Here is a 21891-nt window from a genome sequence, read left to right on the forward strand (position 1 = left end):
GCTATAACGACCTGCATTTGAAACAGCGTCAACCAGCATTCAGCACCAATCGCGACAGGGGCGCCCAGCTCAATGAATTTCTTTGCGGTCGCCAGCGTAGCGTAAACCCGGATTACTCTCATGTTCGCCTAAGCACCGCGGTCTTCACGCACTCAGGCAGCGGTGATATTAAGTGTTTTCAGTACGGTTGAGACAGCCTCGTCGAGCGGAGTATGGGGTTCTTCACCCAGGAATGCGCAGAGCTTACCGTTATCGAGCTATATTGGTTCCTCCGTCATGGTCCATCGTTTGCACCGGAATAGCTTAATGCAATGCAAGCAAGGTGTGTAACTGGTCGACCACTGCGGCACCTTCACCCACAGCGGCAGCGACACGTTTGGTTGAGCTGGCACGCGCATCGCCGATCGCGAATACCCCTGGTACCGAAGTTTCGAGCGGTAGGGGTTGGCGGCCGTTTTTCGAATGCGCGGACTGCGTATGGTCGGCAGGCGAGAGGTCCAGGCCGGTGCAGACAAAACCCTTGTCATTTAATTTCACGCCGCAATTCTCAAGCCAGCCGGTGTTCGGATAGGCCCCCACGAACACGAAAATGCGCCGGGTTGATTTCGTCTGCATGCTGCCGTTTTGGCGATGGCGCCAATGAACGGCGCTCACCCCTTCTTCGCAGCCTTCGATTGCAACGATCTCGGATTCCCTATGTAAGGTAACGTTCGGCAACGACCCAATACGGTTAATGAGGTATGTCGACATGCTTTTTGCCAGATCGGCTCCACGAATCAAATGATGCACGTGCGCCGCGTGGCTTGCCAGGAATACAATTGCCTGTCCGGCCGCATTGCCGCCACCCACGAGCACTACTTCTTCCTGTCGGCATAGCCCTGCCTCGATCGGTGAAGCCCAGTAATAGACGCCGCGGCCTTCGTATCTCTCAAGTTCGGGTATGGCGGGATGCCTATATTTTGCACCTGTCGCAATAACCACGGTTTTTGCCGAAACCCGTACGCCACAATCCAGTTGGAGCGCGTGAGGAAAGCGTGTGCAATCGAGTGATGTCACTTCGACGGGCACCACCATTTCGGCACCGAATTTCAGCGCTTGAACATAAGCGCGTCCAGCGAGCGCCTGACCGGAGATACCAGTCGGGAAACCGAGGTAATTCTCGATTCTCGCGCTCGCACCTGCCTGACCGCCAAATGCATGAGTGTCGAGTACAAGCACGGAAAGCCCTTCCGATGCGGCATATACCGCACAGGCAAGGCCGGCGGGGCCGGCGCCAACGATCGCAACGTCGTAGACACGGTCAGGGCCCAATTCGATATACAAACCGAGGTGATGCGCAAGCTCCCTTTCGGTGGGGCACTTGAGGACCGTTCCATCGGGACAAACGACCAGTGGCAATTCGTCTGGACGCGGTTGGTGGAGCTTCATCACATCTTCCGCGACGCTATCCTGTGCCGGATCCAACGCAAGATGAGGATGACCATTCCTTGAGAGAAATCCCTGCAACCGCACTATGCCCGCGCCGCCGGGGGCACCAATCAGTAGCGGACCGCCTCCGCCAGTTTCGATCAACGCCATGCGCCGCAGGATCAGGGCTCTCATGATACGTTCCCCGAGCTCGGCCTCGGCCACGACCACTGCGCGCAAGGAAAGCGGATCGATCACCAGTGCTTCAACGACTTCAAGAGCCCGTCCATAGGCAAGCGGGGGACGGCCTGAAAGCTGGCCGACTTCGCCCGTGAAGTGGCCCGGCCCACTTTCAATGATGGGAATCTCGATGCCCAGGCCATTTTTGCGCGTAATCAGGATGCGCCCGCTCAGCAAAATGAACATGCCTACTCCGGGCCTGGAGGGATCGAATAATATTTCACCGGGCTGCCAAGTGCGCACCGTGCCAAAACGCAGTAGCCGATTAGTTTCTGCGGGGGAAAGTTTGGGAAACATCTGCCCGCGGCGCGATTCCAGGCTTGGAGGCAATGGAAAATCCGTCGTACTGGTTGGAACATCGTCCATCTGGCCAGACGCTGGCGAGAGCAAACTGTCAAAGGCCTCGTTCATCACCATTTGCGATCCTCGAAAGCAACCGATGAAGCATGGCGGTGTATGGTTTGGTGGCCGCTAAAATCGAGCATCTCCTGATCGATGTAGCGCCAGCCCCACGGCTCCTGGGGATCGCAGGACTCCATGACCGGATGGCCTGTCGCATGATAAGGCCTGGTCGCGTGCCTGTTTATGTTGATCGAGCTATCACGGCAACCGATGTGACCACACTGGCGGCACGCGTGAAGAAGCGCCCATGAGTCTCCGATCTTCAGACAAGCCTCACAGCCATTCGCAGAAGGTGTGATCTCGCGAATGCTATCGAGACGCGTACAAAGCATACAACCTCCATGCTCAATATTTCTCAATCGATCAAACCGTCCATTTCGTCAGTACGATGGCGAAATCCGCTTGACTATGATCTTGCGCCTTCTGAAAAATCATGAACCGCTAATTTTGTTGGGTCATAAAAACATTATAGGTTCATCTTTGCCTTCTTGTATTTGAATAATTGCAGTCATGGCCTTTACGGCCTCATGTCCCCGTTTCATGCGTTTAGTGACCCATGAGATATTCAACAGCACTAACGTGCTTCAGATATTTCATACCAGATTAAAGTGAAAATCATGCTTGGAAATTCCCCTTTAAGGGAACCATTAAATATTGGATCAGTACCGGCGCAGGATTTATCACGGTTTGATTGTTTCAAAAATACAGAGGGATATTCTGGGGATTGGCATCGACTGGGCGGAAAATTCACTTCGAGACAATAAACGTCATGTGCATTCGCAACGAGAAATCACCGATCACGAAGGAGCTGCGAATCTCTTTTCTCTTCTGCAGCAATTCAGGCTGATACCGCTTTGCTGACCCCAACAAGGAATCAGGCTGAAGGGAAGAGTCATGCCTGAACCAACACAATCCAAATCGTATAATCTAGGGGCTGCCTCGTCCGCGCCGCCCGTCTGCGTTCCACAAGATAGCCACGCCGAGGATCGCCGATACTATTGAGGCGGCAAACACCGCGATCTTGGCCGCAGCGAAATCGCTCTCTGCCGGGAATGCTTGGCTGGCGATAAACAGCGACATAGTGAAACCGATCCCGGCCAGTGCGCCGGCTCCGATTAATTGCCGCCATGAATATTCGTCAGGCTTGGTGGCGATTCCAAGCCGCACTGCAATCGCCGATGCCGACACCAATCCCAGGGGCTTGCCGATCACCAATGCTACGATAATCGCAAGCATAAGAGGTTCATGGGCGGTGAGGGTATCCGCCGTAAGCGCGACTCCTGCATTAGCCAAGGCGAACAACGGCAGCACAACGTAGCTCGAACGGCCACCAGCGTTTCGCAGCAGGCGATCGGCTGGCGATTCCAGGCGATCGTGGATGGCATCGAGCGCTCGAATAGCCGGAAGAGAAGGACCGTGCCGCAACACCTCGCCGCTACGTTGTGCTTCGGTAGTCAGGATCGCGTCCGCCTGGACCATCAACGCCGTCAGATTTGGGGGCGGCCTCGTCGGAATGAACAGCGCCAGGATCACGCCCGCCATGGTGGCGTGAAGTCCGCTTGCGAGCACGCAGGCCCAGAGCACGACGCCCAGAAGGACGTAGGGCGTGACGTTATAGACGCGGGTGCGGTTGAGGAGAGCCAGCGCCCCAACAGTGGCCGCGGCGCTCGCGAGATAGCCGAAGTTTATTGTGCTGGAGTAGAAGATCGCTACAACGATGATTGCACCGATGTCGTCGACGATAGCCGCCGCCGTCAGGAAGACGCGCAGCTCGGCCGGTACGCGGTTTCCCATCATCACGATCAGCGCCACGGCAAACGCCGTGTCTGTGGCCGTCGGAACGCCCCACCCGTGCGACCAGGCTCCTGCGGGTGTCAGCAGCACATAAAGGATCGCCGGCACCACCATGCCGCCGACAGCCGCAGCAACCGGCAGGGCTCCCGATCGTATACTGGCGAGGCGGCCGACGGTAAATTCGCGTTTGATTTCCAGTCCCACGACCAGAAAGAAGATTGTCAGCAAGCCATCGTTGATCCAGTGGAGCAAGGACATCTTGAACTCGGCACCGCCGATTGAAATGCTCAGATACTGCTCCCACAGCGCCAGGAAGCCCACATCAAGACTGGAATTTGTCAATGCCACGGCAAGTATCGTCGCCAGCAGAAGCAGGACGCCCGCCGAAGGCGCCCAACCGGCAAAGTCGAGCGCTAAGCCCTGCAATCTGTGGCTGGGGCCACCGAGCATCGCATCAGTGAAAGAACTTTCATCCCAAGGGCCGTCATAGCGGCGACCATTGATAAAGAACGTTGGTGTGACTAAGGCGTGGCTGACCTGGGCGCTCTTCACGTCGGCCTGGACGCGCGCCTTGGCACGCTCGTCGGCTTCGCTAGCCTCACCAACGTCAGGCAGGGGCACGCCCAGATCGCTGGAAACGGCAACCAAATCCTCTTCTGTCAACGCTTCCGAACGTGTCATCAACGCGATATGCGCGTCCCAGAAGGTTTTAGTGTCTTCCGCATGCTCCACTAACTCGGCAGCCCTGAGAGCAATATCGCTTCCCGTTAACGGGTAGTGCCGGAAGACGTAACGAAGGCGATCGCCCAACTGATCCCGAACCTGAGCGATCCTTTCATTCGCAGCCCGGCAATGCGGGCACGCGTAGCTCCCGTACTCCACAAGAGTGATCTCAGCGTTCTCCGGGCCGAGCATGTGGTCGTAGTTGTTATCGACCGGGCGATTGAGCTTGCTGCTTAATTTCACCTGCGACACCGAATGGCCCCCATCCTATGAACAATATTCGCGATCATTTCGTCTTTGGCTGACTAGCTGATGAAAATATTATACATAGTAGCTCGGGGAACCTGAGGCGGTGGTGTGTTCAATATCATTCAAGGCCAGGGAGAGCGGATAATCATGAGCTTCGGTTTACCGCAGTACCCGGTCCCTATCCGTTCGGGAGTGGATCAGGCCTATGCCCTGTTCTGCGAAGAAAGGTAGCACCTGATCATTGAGCAGATCGGCTGTAATAATAGGCGTTTGGTCGTATGGAGTCTGGCAGCGGCTCACCTGGAATAGATGTCAACGAAGACGTTTGCTGATAATTGGCGAAGCTTGCCAATCATTACGCCAGGAAGCAGCCTCAGTTCAGTGGCGTATGTGATTTCACGCGCAAGAGAGATGACGAGCTGGATATCGTTCTGGCGACACTTCCTGTCTCATCGGTTTTGCGGAGATAGACCGAAGGCTGGAAAACAGTCTGAAAGTGCTGGGTGTGGAAAATGTATTGCGATTGACGCGTGCCTATCTCAGAAGGATTCAGGATACAGCGTTCTTTTGTGAGTAACCCGAAGGGACGGGACGGATTTCATCCAGCCCTTCGTTACTCGCCGCTTACAGAGGCCTGCTCCGCCGCGCGGCTCATGCCTCGTGCTGGATGAAATCTATCGCCGTTGCGGGTGCGAAATAAGCGTTAACAGGCCCTAGTATGAGACCGCTGGTCCTATGACCCACTGGCAATCGGAAACCAGGCACATTCCTCCCCAGTCTTTCAACTTGGGGCGAAGCAGCATGATAAGCCTCTCCGCCTGTTCTTCCCCGCAAGCTACAACCATTACGGCATTTTCTTCCTCAAGAGAATAGTCTTCGGGGTTGCGTTCTCCACGGGATCCCAGGCCGCCAGCTTTTTTGATGACTGTGTAGCCGCGTATCTCGGCTTCCTGGCACAAGTCGATGAGCTCTTCCAGCGATTCTTCATCCACAACAATCTCGATCCGTTTCATGGAAATAAAGATGTCTGCTCTTAACGTCATGATTTTTCCTCTAAGATGTTTGCATGATAGTCAGGGATTTGAAATCAGTCCGATAGCATCAGGTTCCGGCCAGATACTGGGCACCTGCATAATACAGGGGGATTCCAACCACCACATTGAACGGAAAAGTACACCCGAGCGACAGCGTCAGATAGAAAGATGGGTTGGCCTCGGGTATCGCCAGACGCATCGCCGGCGGCACCGCGATATAGGAACAACTGGCCGCCAGCACCGTTACCAGAGTGACGCCGCCTATCGAGTATTGGAGGTAGTAGTGACCTACCAATATCCCGATAAAAGCGCCGATCAAAGGCATCACTACGCCGAAACCGACCAGGAAGACGCCTACCTTCTTAAATTCCGACAGCCTTTTCCCGGCCTCCATACCCATATCGGCCAGGAATATGCATAAGGCGCCCATAAAGATCGTTTCAAAGAACGGTTCAATCTTTTTGTAGCTCGTGTCCGACACCGCTGCTCCAATCGCCATGGAGCCGAACAGCAGCAGAATACTGCCATTGGTAAAGGCCTCGATCATCAGGTGTTTCATCATTCCCTTTTCGCCCTTTTGCGCCCCCCCCATGATTTTCCGGGAATAGCCAGCCAGGACCAGGCCGATCATGATCGCGGGAGATTCCATGATCGCCAGCATGATCACGGGATAGGCCTCATAGGTCACGCCGATGCCGCCCAGGAATGCCACTGCCGTCATGTAAGTCCCCGCGCTCACGGAGCCGTAATGCGCCGAGATGGCCGCGGCGTTAAGCGGGTCGATCCTTCCGATGGCCCGCAAAATAATGTAGGCAATGATAGGCAGTCCGATACCAAACCCGAGTGCCGCCCATACCGCGGGCAGGGCATCGCCCATATTTGAAGTGGCGAGCGCCTTGCCGCCATGCAGACCAATACCGATCAGCAAGTAGATAACGATCATCTTGTGCATGTCGGGCGGAAACTTCAGATCCGACTTGATGATGCATGCGAACATACCAAGAGCAAAAAAGAGTATTGCTGGTACGAGAAGACTGGAGATCGACATTGTTACACCCCTCTTATAATAAAATTAGCTACCTGGACTTATCGGCTTCCCATGCAAGATAGCTTTATGGGCACGTGGAATTATTAAAGCCGGAATGAATTGCGCATAAAGTTAACATACCGCTTGTCAAGAAAATCTTTTGAAACTGTGACCAATTTGTCAATGTTATAAGTGTTATAAGTGTTACAAGTGGCAATGCGTCAACGCCATCATTCCTGATCGGATGCATCCGTTTGTCATTTTGATGGGCCGCGATGGGATTGCCTCGGAACGAGGCCCGGTGCGGCTCCAGCTGCCGCCTGGAAGGTGCTTTTAATCCTTTATTGATGAGCTTGTACCTGGATATTTACAAAGCAAAGCCATCTCTTCGTTACATCAAAAAAAAACCATAACCTACCCCGGGAGAGGCAATAAAAAACTCCCCGTTATTTCTCAACAATATTGCGTGAATCAAGTCATGGCATTCTGGGTGCGTTTCAAGGGGGTTTTTAGGAATAAAAAAACCCGCCGAAGCGGGTTAGTTAACGATTGTAGGAGCCTCCTTGTTTTCAGTGCAACAACTGACGGTACGCAAGGCTAGCGGCAACGTAGAATTTTCCTGATTTTTTCGTATTGTATTAACTTCTAGCCCAGTCAGGTAGTCGAGCCGAATCAATTATCATATATCTACCCGAGGGGATTATGAAAACAGCACTTATTCCATTTACAATTGTTTTACTCATAACGGACAGCCGCGGCGTGGGCCAGCAGAGTCGTTCAGCCGGCTAGTGGTGAAGCCAGGAATCTTGTTTCGAAGGAATCGCTCGGCAGCGGCTTGCTGAATAAAAATCCCTGCATTTCGTTGCAGTTCAATATTCGCAGCAGACGCAATTGCTCCTCGGTTTCAACCCCTTCGGCCACCACCTTGAGCTTTAATGCATGGGCGAGGGTGATGATCGTTGATACCAGCGCAAGCCCCTCTTGCGAGAGAGTCATATCGAGAACAAACGATCGATCGATCTTGAGCGTGTCCACGGGCAGCCTGGAGAGGTAGCTCAGCGAAGAAAAGCCGGTACCGAAGTCATCTATGGCTATGCTCACGCCCATGGCGCGGATCGCTTTCAGGCTGACGATGCTGTGCATGACATCTTCCATGATCAGGCTTTCGGTGATCTCCAGTTCCAGTCCGGCCGCAGCATGCGTATTTATACCGATTACCTGCCCAATTTCATTGACGAAATCGCGGTGGCGGAGTTGCAGCGGCGATACGTTCACTGCAATGCGTACGGCGGGCAGGTTCGTGGCGCGCCAGCGCAGATAGTCTTCGATGGCTTTGTGCAAGGCCCAGCGTCCGACTTCGTAGATCAATCCGGTTTCTTCCAAGACAGGAATAAAGCAGCCCGGCGGCACCAGGCCCGTGAGCGGATCGTTCCACCGGATCAGCGCTTCAGCGCTGACAAGCTTGCCGCTCCCGATGTTGATCTTGGGCTGATAGTGGAGCACGAATTCTTCATTTTCGATCGCCCGGCGCAGCTGGTTTTCCAGAGTCAGTTTGTCAGCTACCGATGCGGTCATTGCCTTCGTATAGAGAAGATACCGGTCGCCGGTGACCTTCGCCTTTCTGAGCGCGGTTTCGGAATTCCTGAGCAGCGCTTCGGCATCGGTGCCGTCGTCGGGATAAAGCGCTATCCCGCACTTGAAGGCTATCCGGAACACGCCGTCACTTAACTGAAGCGGATGATTCAGCAGGGATTCTATTTGCTTATGCAGAAGCGCAACGACGCTTCCTTCCTTTTCCACTACCGGGATCACCACGGCAAAATGATCTGCGCCCACTCTCGCTGTCAGGTTGGCGTCGCCCAGGCTGCACGTCAGCCATTCCGCCACCTGTTTCAGAAGCGCGTCGCCAGCCGCCCGGCCAAGACTGTCATTGATGTTCTTGAACCGCTCCAGATCAATCAGGGCCACGGCAACCTTGTAGCTGCCGCTGGCAGCGCTGCGCAGGTATTGAGCCACGCGCTCAAGAAACAGGCTGCGATTGGCAAGTCCTGTCAGAACATCATAGTAGGCCAGGTAGTCGAGCTGCGCCTGTTTGGCGATGTGATCGATCGCGAACGAAATGTCGCCGGCCAGTTCCGTCAACAACTTCAACCCTTCTTCTTCGAAGAATTCGATCTGGCTGGCATACAGCGTGAGCACGCCTATGGTTTCGTCCGCGACGATCAGCGGCAAAACGGCCAGCGAGCGGACGCCCGGGTCGGTATATTTCTTGAGCAGCAGGATTTTGGGATCGTTTTGCACATCGTTGGATACGATCGCTTTTTTCTCCTTGATCGCCTGCGCGACCATCGTGTTGCTCAGCACGGTGCCCATGTCCGATGAAAAGAGTTCCTTGAGACCGGCCAGGTGCTGCGCCTCGATGCCTGCCGACGCAACCGGGACAATTTTTATGACGTTCGGATCGACAATTCCTATCCAGGCCATGCGGAAACCGCCTTGCTCGACAGCAATCCGGCAAGCCTCGCGGAACAGGGATTCACGGTCGCATTCGCGCACCATGAGGGCGTTGATGCCGCTCAGTACCGCGTAGACGCGGGCCAGGTGCTCAATCTTCTGCAATTGCAGCCTGCGCTCGGTAGTGTCCTGGAAAAAAATTGAGAAGCCGTCGAGCGTGGGATCGACGCGCTGCTCGAACCAGCGATCCCAGGGTGGGAAATAATATTCGGTATGCATCGTGACGCGCTCGGCCATTACTTTTCGGTAAGCGAGTTCGAACGGCGAGCCCTCGGCCTCGGGAAAGACTTCCAGGTACTTCCGGCCAACCAGCGATGCCGCCTCGCGCCCGAGGATTTCCGCCGCCTTCGCATTGACGTAGGTGAACCGCCAGTCGTGGTCCAGTGCGACAAAGCCGATCATCATGCCTTCAAGGATGCCGCGGATAGAACGTTCGCTATCGCGCAGCGTCCGTATTTCCCGGTCCCGCGTAATGGCGATGGCAGCGGTATGGGTGGCCATTTTGATGGTGTGCAGATGACGCTGTGCCGGGCGGCCGGGCACACGCAGATAAATGGCGAATGTCCCCAGCACGGCGCGATTGCGGTCAAAAATGGGTGTCGACCAGCAGGCGCGCAACTCGTGCGCCCTCGCCACCTCGCGGTAAGGCGACCAGAGCGGATCGGTCTCGGTGTCCTCGACGATCACGCTTTCGCCACGATATGCCGCCGTACCGCAGGATGCTGCGGCGGGGCCGATTTCAAAGCCGTCGATCAGTCGGCGAAGCGCCTCCGGCAGTGCGGGCGCCACTATGTGACGCAAGCGCCTGCCTTCTTCGTCAAGAAGGAGGACGGAGGCCCGCGTCCCCGCTATGTCGGCCTCGATCACGCCCACGAGCGCCGCGAGCGTCTCGCCGAGCGAAGCGCCGGTTGCGATCATCTCCAGTACGCGACACTGGCCTTGTACAAGGTTGGAGGCCCGTGCAGCGTCGTCAGCCGCGTTGCGGCGCGAAGCGCGGGGGGGGCAGTCTGGCTTTGGGACAGGCTTTGCAGCGCGCGGCATTTCAGGTCTTCTGATGGGTTTGCTCAGCATGCCTCCAGACGTTGGTCCTTGCAATGCAATGAAAGGGGTTTGAAATGTGAAGGAAAACCGCACGGCAGTGAAATGCGTATGCGGGCCCGGTCTGCCGAGCGCTTTGCAGAGATTTGTAACCTGAAGATGACATGGTTTTATTACATCATGCCGTCAGGTTTCTGAACAGCTGTAGAATTTTACAGGTGCAATGATGGGAGAAGCGAACCCAGTCGTCACTGCCATATGACTGCCTTGGGCTCTTCTAAAGGTTTACAGCAACCTGATAAACAAGGTCATACGATTGATTTCTATTTCTCCCCAACGCGCAATATCAGGTCGCCTTCCCCTATGGAAATTGGGCAACGGTCTCACAGGGGAGATCCGCTTCATCGAAAGGTAATTCAGTATCTACAACGGATAGGCAAGACCCATCACATGCATAAGTTCTACTTTACATTTTTTTTGCAACAGAGCCTTTGAGAAGGAACTCCGACGATGATTGCTCTTCGAGAAAAGCAGCATATTTTTTCTTGATTTTCGGCAGCTGGAATAGCGCCGCCAACCCGTTTTTTGGCATGCGTCGAATAACTGAAGCCGGGTTAAAGAAAGCGACTACGTTGTCGGTCGATAGCACGAATGGTGGTAGACCCTCTCGCATCAAGAGAAAACTGACGATGAGCGAAGCGCTACGGTGATTCCCCTCAATAAACAGCTGAGGCTTGCTGAGAATGTACACAAAAACACCCGCAGCCCGCTTCCATGCTGATTTGTTGCGGTGCAAGTTATACCATTCCAGTAGGCCGCGCACGCCACCCTCATGGTTGTCAAAGAACCGTGAACTAGTCATGGCTATGTGCTGGGAAAATTCCTTATGTTGCTCAGGATCGGCACCACACAATACCGTTGTATTGATCTCGATCATCCAGTCGATCTGCTGTAGATCGAACAAATCGACACCATCAACGACAAGCCGGTCGATCAGCGCATAGCCCTGTAGCATATTACGGCAAACGACATCGTCGAAAGGATCACGCCGTTCATCAAGCCGGGTGTTTAGCAACTCGAATTGCGCCTGCACTTCCTCCAGGGAATTCCTGATGGCGTCCAGGTCGAGGATACGACAGGAATTCATAGAATCGGCCAAGAAAAGAGCATCTGGAACACCAATCACGGTCGCGGGTTCCTCGGACTCGCTCTGTTGAAGATGTAACTAGGGGCTAGTATATACTCTGGCCAACGCCTCATTGCTGCGTTTCGCGACTTCAGTGGGCAAGCGGATGTAACCCAACTCGCCGCTAAAGTTCTGGCCTTCCTGCAGGCTCCATGTTATGAGGCGCTTCAGCGCCTCGCCCTTAGATTTGTCGGAATAATGCTCCTTAAGCAGCAACCATGTAAATGATATCAAAGGATATGAATCGGTTCCGGCAGGATCCGGTATGTAAGCGCGCATGTCAGCAGGAATGCGTCCGATATTTGCTGCCAGTGTTGCAACGCCAATACGCTCACTCGGCGCAACGAAATGACCTTCCTTGTTTTCCAGGTGCGCTACCTTCAGGTCAAGGCGTTTGGCAAAGTTGTATTCAACATAGCCAATCGATCCCACGCTGCGTTGCACCAGCGCCGAGACACCCTCATTGCCGCGGGCAAACATCGCATTGCGGGGCCATCTGACAAGATTGCCGGTGCCAGGACCATCGCGCCATTCTGGACTGGCGGCGCTCAGATGATTGGACAGTACAAATGTCGTGCCACTGCTGTCCTGGCGCACGGCCAGTAAGATTTCACGATCAGGCAGATTGAGTCCGGGATTGGTGGCTTGGATGCGAGCATCGTTCCAGCGTGTGATCTTGCCCATCAATAATGCAGCATAGGTATTCCGATTCAGCTTCAGCAGACCATTCAATCCCGGCAAATTGTAAGCGAGCGCCACCATGCCTGCGGTAACTGGCACCATTACCACCCCATGCTGCGCAGAAGCAATCTGGGCATCAGTCATGGCGGCATCGCTGGCGCCGAAGTCCACAGTATTGGCAAGAAAACGCTTTACCCCTTCACCACTGCCGACTTCGGCGTACTTGATTAACGTCCCTGGCTCAACCTTGTGATAAGCGGCAATCCATGTTTTATACAATGGTGCTGGAAAAGTCGCCCCCGCGCCGTTGAGGACCAGCGAATCCATGTTGCTTTGCGCTTGCACTGTCGATGCTGCAAACGAGGCGATTGCCAAGATAGCGTTAACAACGCCGATATGAAGCTTCATACCTTTTCTCCTCGCCGAGGCTCAGCTGAACTGGCCACTGATGTAGTCTTTAGTCAGCTTCTCGCGTGGGTTCTCGAAGATTTGAGAGGTCGGCCCAAATTCCACCAGGTAGCCAGTCCGGGATCCTCCCGAGATGTCAACGGAGAAGAATGCGGTGGTATCCGCAACGCGCGTCGCCTGCTGCATGTTATGGGTCACCAGGGCGATGGTGTAATGCTCCTTCAACTCGACCATTAACTCCTCGACGCGGCGAGTGGCGATTGGGTCCAGCGCAGAACACGGTTCGTCCATCAATAACACCTGGGGTTGGGTGGCAATGGCGCGAGCAATGCACAGGCGCTGCTGCTGGCCGCCGGAAAGTGCCAGGCCGCTGACCTTGAGTTTATCCTTGACCTCCTCCCACAATGCCGCCCCCTGCAGTGCCTGCTTGACTCGGTCGCCAATATCGCCCTTATAACGATTGAGACGCAAGCCGAAGGCAACATTGTCGAAAATGCTCATTGAAAAAGGATTGGGCTGCTGGAACACCATGCCGATGTAACGGCGCACGACCACAGGATCTACCCCCTTGCCATAGACATCCTGCCCGAGAAACAGCACATGTCCGTCGAAGCGAAAGCCATCAACCAGGTCGTTCATCCGGTTAAGGCTGCGCAGTACGGTGCTCTTGCCGCAGCCGGACGGTCCAATGAAACCGGTGATTTTGTTCTTTTCGATTGGCACATGGCTGTCGCGTACGGCCAAGAAGTTGCTATAGAAAATCTTGTCCAATTTGCAGTCCATTACCAATGTAGCTGGCTGGGTATCAGGAGCTGCCTGCTGCATTGTTGAGTTCATAATTCCGTCACTCCCATACTCAAAATTTTGGTTTGCCAAAAATTCGGCTGACGATATTAACGATTAGCACGATCATCACCAATACCAGCGAACCTGCCCAGGCGAGTTCAAGCTGGTTATCGAAGGGCATGCCGGAGAAATTGTAAATCAGTACAGCCATTGAGGCCGTAGGGCTCATGACGGCCAGATGGCCTTCCTGGAGCAACCAATAGTTGCTGAATAGCGCTGTAAAAAGCAGGGGCGCAGTTTCTCCAGCTGCCCGTGCAATCGCCAGCATCACGCCAGTAAGAATGGCGGGCATCCCGGTCGGCAACACAATCTGCCAGATTACTTGTGTATGGGTGCAGCCCATACCATAGGCGGCGTCCTTCATGATTTTTGGGACCATTCTCATGGCTTCCTCGGCGGTCAAAACGACAATGGGCAGCATCAATACCGCCAGCGCTACACCACCAGCGGGCGCTGAGTAAGTGCCGGTGGTAATCACCACCATCGCGTAGGCGAAGACGCCGGCCAGGATCGAGGGCACGCCGGTCAGCGTCTTTGCCGAGAAGCGGGCGACGGTAGCAAGTTTGCTGTTGGGCCCCAGTTCGGCCAGAAAAATGGCTGCCAGAATGCCTACTGGGATGGCGATCAGTGCAGCAATACCCACCATGAAGAAGGTACCGACGAGCGCGTTACCGAAGCCCCCACCCATCTCGAAACCGGCCGGTGGAAGCTCGGTAAAAACTTCCATATTAAGACGTGCGCCGCCACGGGTAATCAACATATACAACACGGAAAGTAGGGGCACACTAATCAGTATCGCATTGAACCATACCAGGCTACTCAGCACTATGCTGCGCAATGCCCGGCCTTCAATCTTACGCTGCAGGCTCGGAGTTGGCCCAGAGAGGGGAAGCAGCGTATCACTCATGATTTTGTTCCACGCTGGGCGTACATGATCATCATCGAGCCAAGGATATTGACCACCAAAGTAATCAGCATCAGAACCAGGGCGGCATACATCAGCACTCCAATTTCATTTGGCCCTGCTTCGGGGAAATTCAATGCCAGCAGGGCAGCCAACGTATTCGCGGGCGCGAACAGAGAAAGCGAAATCTGGTTCGAATTGCCTACTAGCATGGCGAGCGCCATCGTTTCACCCAGCGCCCGGCCCAGACCCAGTACCAGGGAGCCAAAGATACCGGTAGCCGCCGTCGGCACCATGACCTTGAGAATGGCTTCCCAGTGAGTCGCCCCCATGCCATAGGCGGCCTGCTTGGTCTTTAAGGGAACTGAACGCAAAGCATCCTGAGACACGGCAGCAATGGTCGGCAGAATCATGATGGCAAGCACCAAAGCGGCGGGCAGTAAGCCAGGGCCACTCAGCGTAGAGCTAAAAAATGGAATCCAGCCAAGAGACTCATTCAGTACATCAGTTAGCGGGCGGATGAATGGAATCACGACGAAAATTCCCCACAGTCCATATACCACGCTGGGTATCGCTGCAAGCAACTCGACGATAGTGCGAAAAACGGCGGCCAGGCGTGGAGGCAGAAAATCCTGTGTCAAGAAAATCGCCATGCTAATTCCGAAAAAGCCACCGATTAGCAGGGCAATCAAGGAACTATAGAGCGTTCCCCAGATAGCCGGGAGAATGCCGAACTGTTGTTGACCCACATCCCAGACCGTACCGGTGAGCATGTCCAGTCCGTATTTCTGGATGCCTGGAATCGCCTTAACACCGATTTCCAGAACGATAGCCACCACCAGGGCAAGAATGATGATAACGCCCAGGCGCGCCAGCATGCGGAATGTCCGATCAACCAGTAGAGTGGACGATGAGGGGGGCTGGCAGATGGAATCCGTATCAACATTCAGGGTAAAGGGCTTTTGCATAAAGCGACCCATTTAATTTATTTAAGGGCGAAGGACTAAGGGGTCTTTGCAACCCTCTTGCTTTATAAGCCTTGTTCGTGGATCTGAGGTATGACACGACCTCGGATCCACGTAGAACTTTTGCTTACCTGATGTTGGTAGCAGCCTTGCGAACCTGTTCAACCACCGACTGCGGCAACGGGATGTAGCCCAACGCATCCGCCATCTTCTGTCCTTCGGTGAGCCCAAATTCGACCATGTCGCGCATGGCTTTGGCCTTCTGTGCATCGCTGTTGTTCTTGCGGAAGATCATCCACGTATAGGTAACGATGGGGTAAGAGTTTGCACCCTCCGGATCTGGTGCCCAAGCAATCATATCTTCAGGGATCTTGATGGCGGCCAGGGTTTCAGCACTATTACCCGGAGTCACAAATTTACCGTCTTTGTTCTGCAATAGCGCGGACTCGACCTTGGCTAGTTTTGCGTAGCTGTATTCAATGTAGCCGATGGCGCCCGGTGTCTGGCGTACGGTAGCGGTCACTCCATCGTTCTTTGGCGATTTTATGAATTTGTTGGTTGCGGGCCAATTCACAGTATTGCCTTCGCCAAGCGTGCTCTTGAATTCGGCATTGATGGCCGACAGATGTTTAGTGAAAACCGCGGTCGTGCCACTGGAATCGGCGCGTACTACGACGGTAATCGGCGTGTCAGGAAGCTTTACACCAGGGTTGGCTGCAGCAATCTTAGGGTCATTCCATTTAGTGATCTTGCCAAGAAAGATGTTAGGATAAACATCACGTGGCAACTTTAGTCCTTTGGGGTTGCCCGGAATGTTGTAGGTGACGATGATTTCTCCTGCGGTCATCGGCAGAAGTTGCACCCCTTCAGAAACCTTGGCCATGTCTTCCGTTTTCATCGCCGAATCGCTCGCAGCGAAATCGACCGTTTTATTTAAGAAGTCCTGTACACCGGCGCCGCTACCCTTGGACTGATAATCCACGACGAGATTAGGGTTTGCTTTGTTAAGGTTCTTAAACCAGCTGAGGTAGATCGGCGCAGGGAAACTCGCGCCGGAACCAGTCAGCCGGACTCTGTCTGCGAAAGAGGGAGAAGATGTGGTTAACGTAACAACGGCAACAAGAACAGTGTATAGAAATGGCTTTTTCATGAATGCTCACCTATATATGATAGTGACGTTTCCCCGAAAACCGGACAGCTTGAAACTATAGACAGGCCGCTTCGGTGGTTTGCACTGCTGCTTGAGCTTGTGTAGCTAGCTCACACCCAAGTCCGCGTAGTTCTCCTTCCACATGTAGAACGTGGCCCTCCGACACGCTGATCTGTCGGCACATATCGACCGCCGGCTGCCGCTGTCGGCCAGCCGAAATGCATTGATGATCTGCTCCTTTGAGAATCTCGACTTCTTCATCACTGATCCTTGCCCCTCGGGGTCTTGGGAAGCCACTCTATCTCCAGTTCTCACCGCTACCAATCTTCCGGAAGAACATCAATAGCTTTTAGATTCTATGTAGCATTTGTTACGTAAATATTACAATTTGCAAAAACATTAATTTGACTAGGGATATTTTCCTAATTCGATGGTTTTAATATGCTGAATGCGAGGGAACGCTGCCCGGAGTACACGCGTAACCCAGTTGCGCTGAAAATGATTGTTCCGGAAATTTTCCCTGACTTACCTTTTTGGCACTCCCCAACAAGTCCTTCGAAATCAGGCATGTCTGAGCGTGGCAACAGCATCTAGCACTTTTTCCATCCAGTGCTCGTCGTGGGGATGGATAACCAGAACCCGGAAGCCGAGTTCGTCTCCTTCCATCTTCACGCCCTCCGAGTCATCGACATGAAGGTCGATACCAAAGGCTGGCGGAAACTTCGAAGGTAAGCGCTGGAGGTAGTGCCAGTTTAACGCGCGGTGGTGACGGTTCCCGTTAACGACGCCGTCGATGCGAATACCGTGAAGTAAGAACCAGCGTTGGATGTAAGCGGATGATCGTCCAGAACTCGTATATATCCAGACGCTGCAATCACGGTGACGCAACTCGCGAAATAACCTTTTGGTCCCACGGCGTAACGGTTCGCCCAGCCACTGATGAATGAAGGTAGGGAACAGGCTTGTTTCAATCGGTACTTTGCAGCAATGGCTGGTCAGTGTGTCGTCGAGATCGAACGACACACGAATGCGATACCGCCATCGAGAGGCATTCGCAATCGAATGGGTGGATGACTTCATAATTTCTTACAATGCGGTAGATAGCGAAATAATAAGGCTTTTGTTGCAAAAAAATGTAAGGTAGAACTATGCGTGTATTGGGTCCCGCCTATGTATATTGAGTAAATAAAATAGGATTCATCGCCTTTCTTATTTTGCCGCATATGTTTGTGGAGCCACCAATCGCCCCCCAAGGAACTTGATTATAGTTATAGCAGCTGATTTGTAATTGTCGAATGGCCTCAATAAAAAAGTGGGTATGCGTTAGCTTGTCCCGGCATTGACACTCCCTTCATTTCTCACTCTCTATAAATAATTTCTATATAGAGAGCAATTCCATGAATATGAACCCGCAAGAATCGGCCATTAGCCTCGCCGCGTGCGGCAAGTTAATAGCACTCGGATTAGCCGCAATAGGGGTTGATTTATTGATAATTAAAGCCTTTACATCCACTATTTTCAGTAGGCAATAGGTGGATTTTTTTATGGTAGGCGTAGTTGCTTTAGTGGGAAAGGGAATAGGGATGTTGACCCACCCCTTTCGACATTACACGTCAGCACTTCCTGGTGAGATATTTTGGGACCATCTAGGATTACTGGGGCGACTTCTTGTGACGAATCGGGTCGCGAAGGACTGTAGCACCACTCCGTTAAGCATGCTTCCGAGCAATAGTTTCATGTGGGTACCACAAAAGCACCCCCACACGGAACCCAAGTCCTACGTAACTTATTGAATAAACTAAATGTATTAGTTCATCCGTGGTGCGGGAGGGTCAATCGAATTAATGATATAAGAGCATGTGAAATATAAGATTGATTATCAAGTGCTAATGTACATACCGTCATAAATACCGTCAATTGTTAGTTACTGCCTGCCTGGAAGGCAAGGGAAAAGTCGCTATCCATTCCAGTCAAAATACATTCAGAAGTATAAATTCAAGAATACTTACGCCCGTTGGGCGGGGCTCGACGTGTGCTATTATGCAGCGCGCATGAGCTTAGGGGATACCTGTCTTTGCCTTTATCTGAATCTTCAGCCATTCGACCAGAAGCCCAAACGTGAATGAAGCCGAGGGCATGAGAATCGTAGCTTTTGCCTTGCGCCAAATGGTGTCATCTTGGATAGAAGAAAGAAAATCATGCCCATCCCACGTGAGGCGAGCTACCATGACCTCCATATCTACATACAGGGGAGCACCAGCGCGATGGCGCGGATTTCCCTCAAGCAGACCGGATTCAATCAATAATTCTACATGCTCATCAATGGTGTCTTGATCGGACTCAGGGAATTGCACTCTGTATGGGCGCACGTTAGCCGGTGATGCCTCTACATGCAAAAGGATTTCTCGGATTAAATCAAAGTCACGTTTCATTTTCTTTCGGTAAGCCCTTGGAACTTCAATTCCACGCTTTCAGATAAAAAAACTTTCGGATGAAGGCGGGTTGAGGGCCCAGAGGGTCTTTAGACCCCCCGGGTAATGCTAGAGAAAAAGTTGCACGATGAACGCTAACACTGAAAGTGTTTGTGCCACCGACAACTTCACCTCTACCGAGATCCTAACCATATGCTTACGCCTTTAGGGTAGGCCCGTACCGGTACAGGCAAATTTCACCTGGATTTATATTCACGCCCTGGCCGGGCGCTAGCTCTCCGCGTATCGCGAATGGCGTTGAGCGATTCGGCGTGAAGCTACCATTACTGATCTTTGGTGTCGCGGTTGCCTCAGTCTCGGATATGACTAGGTTATCCTCCCTCAGGAGGGCCCGGCCTTCCGTTGTCCAAGGCCGCGTCCAGATTTCAGGGCCAATAGCTTTCTTAACCTTAAGCCATGCAGTTACACGGCAAACGGGGAGTACTAATCCCCTAAGCGCAATTGTTCAGGCTGTAAGCCTGTCGCGCCTGATTGAAAATCACAGGTTACGGATAAGCTAGTCAAGCGGATAAAATAAAACCCGCCGAAGCGGGTTGGGGTATTGCTAAGATGCTAGTTTTTGCTTTTGTCTTCCACTGCCTTTCCGTTGAATGCCTCTAATGCTTTATTGGCTATAACAGGCGGAACAGTGCCCCTATTTGTTTGTCCTAATAGATACTTAGGGAATTTCGTTGTAATATAAGTTTGACTTAGCCATCCTCTAAATAAGCCAAGGCAGGAGTCTGGGTATGCAAATGCTGGCTGTGGGTTGCTCTTGGATTGCGGATAATATAGAGGATATTCGTGATCGTATTGGATACGATCCCCGTGCTCGCCTTCCAGGTTATTTTCCAGAGAGCTGCCGTTCTGTCTTCAGAACCACAACCGCTTCCCGCCGTGCCTGTGGGCTTACCACTTTCGTGAGACCACATCCTTCAATGCAGCATTGTCGAGCAGTGCATCAGCCAGCAGTCGTTTGAGCTTATTATTCTCTGCTTCCAGCGCCTTAAGCCGCTTGGTGTCAGAGACTTCCATGCCGCCAAACTTGGCCTTCCACTTATAGTACGAGGCATCGGAATACTTTATGTCGGTAGGTTGGTTCTGTAAGAATGCGCAACTAGCTGTAATCTACTTCATAGGTCAGCCTTAGAAGCCTGTGGAGCCCGCCGAGGTTTAACAGGATATTGAATTCCCCTGATGCCTTCGGCTACCGGTTATTAAATGGCGGCGAGTTGGATTCGGCAAACCCCATAGCCGGGCATGAATCGGCATTTCAGCCGTCTTTTAACCTTTTGGGTTCTGACCTTAGTGGACGTCAATATTGATCCTTCCGTATCTCCTATGCAATTCCCTTCCATCTCATACTGTACCTCCTTAGGTCCAGTTGAAACTTGGCAGATCATTTGCTACAAGTCCGTACAATTTTATTTGTTCACTGCAGGAAATGCGAAGAAAGCTTGACAAAATACTCTCGGATCAGTACCGTATCTATGGGGAATAATGGTTTGTCCGATAATAAGCCATTTCGGCCCTTACCCATTCGTCCAGCAGCAAGGTAGCAATGGACTCTGAACACCTGTCCATCGGCGCAATGCCGGTTTATTTAAGGACTCTGACCATTCGTCCGGTAGCAAAAAGGACTCTGACTATCCGTCCGATATTGATCTAATCAATTGGAACAGGAGAATCAAAATGGCAACGACACTCGGCACAAAGGCAAAAGATACTTTTGCGGTTTTATCCCCGTTTGGTTTATTGGCCGTTGGTGCGCCAATAAGCACCGTAAAGGCAGACAATCTTCCTGATCATTCAGCTAGTCAGACTGCAGTACCCCAAGTGAACATAGCGTTTTGGCGAAGCGTTTTGGTGGTTAATGTCGTAAACAGGAAATACTAATACAGACTGTATGGAAGGCAAGCTTGGATGTCGCAGTACGCATACAGATTTGCCTGTCATCTTCCGCTTACTGGCGTGCCCGTGAACGAAAGTGTGAGATCGCCATTCAGTTATCTTAAAAACCGCCGACCACTTTCACGGCATCATTAAATCGCGTCTTTCCATATTATGCTATCTTTAAGGTTAAACCAAGAAATAGGATATTGCATGATGATAGACGCCTCCTATTTTAATGATGAGGATGCGCTTTTCAAAAGCGCTTTTGAGCATTCTGCCATAGGAATGGCGCTCGTTGGACTGGACGGGGACTGGCTGAAAGTCAATTCCGCCCTATGCCGCATTGTGGGTTATGAAAAAGAAGATCTGCTGGCAACGAATTTCCAAACGATAACCCATCCGGACGATGTCGACATCGATTTGAAGCTCGTGAAGCAGTTGGTGAACAACGAGATCACTTTTTTTAACCTCGAGAAACGTTATTTCCACAAAGAAGGACATGTCGTCTGGGTGCTCCTGACTATCAGCTTGATCCGGAATCCAGACCAAACGCCGCGCTTTGTCATCTCCCAGGTCCAGGATATTTCAGCGCGAATGAAGGCGGAGGCCGAATACAAAGCATTGCTAATGGAAAACCGCATGCTCATGCAGAATTTGTTCGAGGTTCAGGAAAAGGAACGCCGCTATCTTGCCCGCGAGTTGCATGATGAACTGGGTCAATGGCTTACTGCTATCGATGCGGAATCCCAAACGATTTCCCGACGAGCCGACAGGCATCTTGATCTTCAGGTCAGCGCTGAAACTATAAGTGGAAGCGTAAAAAAAATGCATGGGGTGATCCGTAGCATGCTGCGCCAATTGCGTCCTGCCTTGCTGGATATTCTGGGACTGACGGATAGTCTGCGAGATCTGCAGAAACAGTGGAGGATGTATCACCCGGATACACTTTGTGAATTCTC

The 21891-nt window shown here is 52.7% G+C and carries 17 protein-coding genes and 1 pseudogene; 2 read left to right on the forward strand and 16 right to left on the reverse strand.

Features of this window, described 5'->3' with window-relative positions; all coding sequences use genetic code 11:
* Positions 1 to 303: 303 nt before the first annotated feature.
* The 16 genes and pseudogenes from BLO43_RS09525 to BLO43_RS09605 form a co-directional block, all read right to left on the reverse strand.
* Positions 304 to 2058 carry an FAD-dependent oxidoreductase gene (locus BLO43_RS09525; RefSeq protein ID WP_254773410.1) on the reverse strand — a complete coding sequence of 585 codons (1755 nt, stop codon included), beginning with the start codon at positions 2056 to 2058 and terminating at the stop codon, positions 304 to 306.
* Positions 2058 to 2381, reverse strand: coding sequence for a UBP-type zinc finger domain-containing protein (locus tag BLO43_RS09530; protein ID WP_090906858.1), 324 nt, complete (start codon positions 2379 to 2381; stop codon positions 2058 to 2060). Before BLO43_RS09530 ends, BLO43_RS09525 begins: the two co-directional genes overlap by 1 nt.
* 595 nt (positions 2382 to 2976) lie before the next feature.
* The gene (nhaA, locus tag BLO43_RS09540) at positions 2977 to 4809 is read right to left on the reverse strand and encodes a Na+/H+ antiporter NhaA (protein WP_254773411.1); all 1833 of its coding nucleotides are present in this window, start codon (positions 4807 to 4809) and stop codon (positions 2977 to 2979) included.
* Between the two features lie 719 nt (positions 4810 to 5528).
* Complete coding sequence (locus BLO43_RS09550) at positions 5529 to 5858, reverse strand: P-II family nitrogen regulator (RefSeq protein ID WP_254773412.1); 330 nt, start codon at positions 5856 to 5858, stop codon at positions 5529 to 5531.
* 58 nt (positions 5859 to 5916) lie between these two features.
* Entirely contained in the window at positions 5917 to 6897 is a 981-nt protein-coding gene (locus BLO43_RS09555; protein ID WP_090906860.1) for a sodium-dependent bicarbonate transport family permease, read from the reverse strand.
* 756 nt (positions 6898 to 7653) lie between these two features.
* Positions 7654 to 10308, reverse strand: coding sequence for an EAL domain-containing protein (locus BLO43_RS09560; protein WP_175443918.1), 2655 nt, complete (start codon positions 10306 to 10308; stop codon positions 7654 to 7656).
* Positions 10309 to 10894: 586 nt separating this feature from the next.
* Positions 10895 to 11575, reverse strand: coding sequence for a hypothetical protein (locus BLO43_RS09565; RefSeq protein WP_090906889.1), 681 nt, complete (start codon positions 11573 to 11575; stop codon positions 10895 to 10897).
* A 78-nt stretch (positions 11576 to 11653) separates the two neighbouring features.
* Entirely contained in the window at positions 11654 to 12703 is a 1050-nt protein-coding gene (pstS, locus tag BLO43_RS09570) for a phosphate ABC transporter substrate-binding protein PstS (protein ID WP_090906862.1), read from the reverse strand.
* Positions 12704 to 12724: 21 nt separating this feature from the next.
* Entirely contained in the window at positions 12725 to 13486 is a 762-nt protein-coding gene (gene pstB, locus BLO43_RS09575; protein ID WP_254773414.1) for a phosphate ABC transporter ATP-binding protein PstB, read from the reverse strand.
* A 73-nt stretch (positions 13487 to 13559) separates the two neighbouring features.
* Positions 13560 to 14456: a phosphate ABC transporter permease PstA gene (gene pstA / locus BLO43_RS09580; protein WP_090906864.1), complete on the reverse strand. Its 897-nt coding sequence runs from the start codon at positions 14454 to 14456 to the stop codon at positions 13560 to 13562.
* Positions 14453 to 15421 carry a phosphate ABC transporter permease subunit PstC gene (gene pstC / locus BLO43_RS09585; RefSeq protein ID WP_090906865.1) on the reverse strand — a complete coding sequence of 323 codons (969 nt, stop codon included), beginning with the start codon at positions 15419 to 15421 and terminating at the stop codon, positions 14453 to 14455. The genes pstA and pstC overlap by 4 nt, the downstream gene beginning before the upstream one ends.
* 124 nt (positions 15422 to 15545) lie before the next feature.
* Positions 15546 to 16568: a phosphate ABC transporter substrate-binding protein PstS gene (pstS, locus tag BLO43_RS09590; RefSeq protein ID WP_090906866.1), complete on the reverse strand. Its 1023-nt coding sequence runs from the start codon at positions 16566 to 16568 to the stop codon at positions 15546 to 15548.
* A gap of 105 nt (positions 16569 to 16673) precedes the next feature.
* A complete protein-coding gene (locus BLO43_RS17255) occupies positions 16674 to 16829 on the reverse strand; it encodes a transposase (RefSeq protein WP_175443919.1) in 156 nt (51 codons plus the stop codon).
* A gap of 300 nt (positions 16830 to 17129) precedes the next feature.
* Positions 17130 to 17648, reverse strand: coding sequence for a hypothetical protein (locus BLO43_RS09595; protein WP_139149263.1), 519 nt, complete (start codon positions 17646 to 17648; stop codon positions 17130 to 17132).
* 977 nt (positions 17649 to 18625) lie between these two features.
* Positions 18626 to 19000 (reverse strand): DUF2513 domain-containing protein, encoded by a 375-nt coding sequence (locus BLO43_RS09600; protein ID WP_090906868.1) that lies wholly within the window; start codon positions 18998 to 19000, stop codon positions 18626 to 18628.
* 910 nt (positions 19001 to 19910) lie between these two features.
* Positions 19911 to 20116: pseudogene (locus BLO43_RS09605) on the reverse strand (transposase); the annotation flags it as partial.
* Positions 20117 to 20731: 615 nt separating this feature from the next.
* Between BLO43_RS09605 and BLO43_RS09610 the strand changes: the two are divergent.
* Positions 20732 to 20935 carry a hypothetical protein gene (locus tag BLO43_RS09610; protein ID WP_090906869.1) on the forward strand — a complete coding sequence of 68 codons (204 nt, stop codon included), beginning with the start codon at positions 20732 to 20734 and terminating at the stop codon, positions 20933 to 20935.
* A 207-nt stretch (positions 20936 to 21142) separates the two neighbouring features.
* A partial coding sequence (locus tag BLO43_RS09615) for a PAS domain S-box protein (RefSeq protein ID WP_175443920.1) occupies positions 21143 to 21891 on the forward strand: 749 nt, incomplete at its 3' end.

This window comes from Nitrosospira sp. Nsp13 (assembly GCF_900101945.1).
GTDB lineage: Bacteria > Pseudomonadota > Gammaproteobacteria > Burkholderiales > Nitrosomonadaceae > Nitrosospira > Nitrosospira multiformis_D.

Coding starts and splice junctions, on each gene's coding strand:
- BLO43_RS09525 (WP_254773410.1), bottom strand. CDS start 2,058: ATGAACGAGGCCTTTGACAGTTTGCTCTCGCCAGCGTCTGGCCAGATG.
- BLO43_RS09530 (WP_090906858.1), bottom strand. CDS start 2,381: ATGCTTTGTACGCGTCTCGATAGCATTCGCGAGATCACACCTTCTGCG.
- BLO43_RS09550 (WP_254773412.1), bottom strand. CDS start 5,858: ATGACGTTAAGAGCAGACATCTTTATTTCCATGAAACGGATCGAGATT.
- BLO43_RS09555 (WP_090906860.1), bottom strand. CDS start 6,897: ATGTCGATCTCCAGTCTTCTCGTACCAGCAATACTCTTTTTTGCTCTT.
- BLO43_RS09560 (WP_175443918.1), bottom strand. CDS start 10,308: ATGATCGCAACCGGCGCTTCGCTCGGCGAGACGCTCGCGGCGCTCGTG.
- BLO43_RS09565 (WP_090906889.1), bottom strand. CDS start 11,575: ATGAATTCCTGTCGTATCCTCGACCTGGACGCCATCAGGAATTCCCTG.
- pstS (WP_090906862.1), bottom strand. CDS start 12,703: ATGAAGCTTCATATCGGCGTTGTTAACGCTATCTTGGCAATCGCCTCG.
- pstB (WP_254773414.1), bottom strand. CDS start 13,486: ATGGACTGCAAATTGGACAAGATTTTCTATAGCAACTTCTTGGCCGTA.
- pstA (WP_090906864.1), bottom strand. CDS start 14,456: ATGAGTGATACGCTGCTTCCCCTCTCTGGGCCAACTCCGAGCCTGCAG.
- pstC (WP_090906865.1), bottom strand. CDS start 15,421: ATGCAAAAGCCCTTTACCCTGAATGTTGATACGGATTCCATCTGCCAG.
- pstS (WP_090906866.1), bottom strand. CDS start 16,568: ATGAAAAAGCCATTTCTATACACTGTTCTTGTTGCCGTTGTTACGTTA.
- BLO43_RS17255 (WP_175443919.1), bottom strand. CDS start 16,829: ATGAAGAAGTCGAGATTCTCAAAGGAGCAGATCATCAATGCATTTCGG.
- BLO43_RS09595 (WP_139149263.1), bottom strand. CDS start 17,648: ATGAAGTCATCCACCCATTCGATTGCGAATGCCTCTCGATGGCGGTAT.
- BLO43_RS09600 (WP_090906868.1), bottom strand. CDS start 19,000: ATGAAACGTGACTTTGATTTAATCCGAGAAATCCTTTTGCATGTAGAG.
- BLO43_RS09610 (WP_090906869.1), top strand. CDS start 20,732: ATGGCAACGACACTCGGCACAAAGGCAAAAGATACTTTTGCGGTTTTA.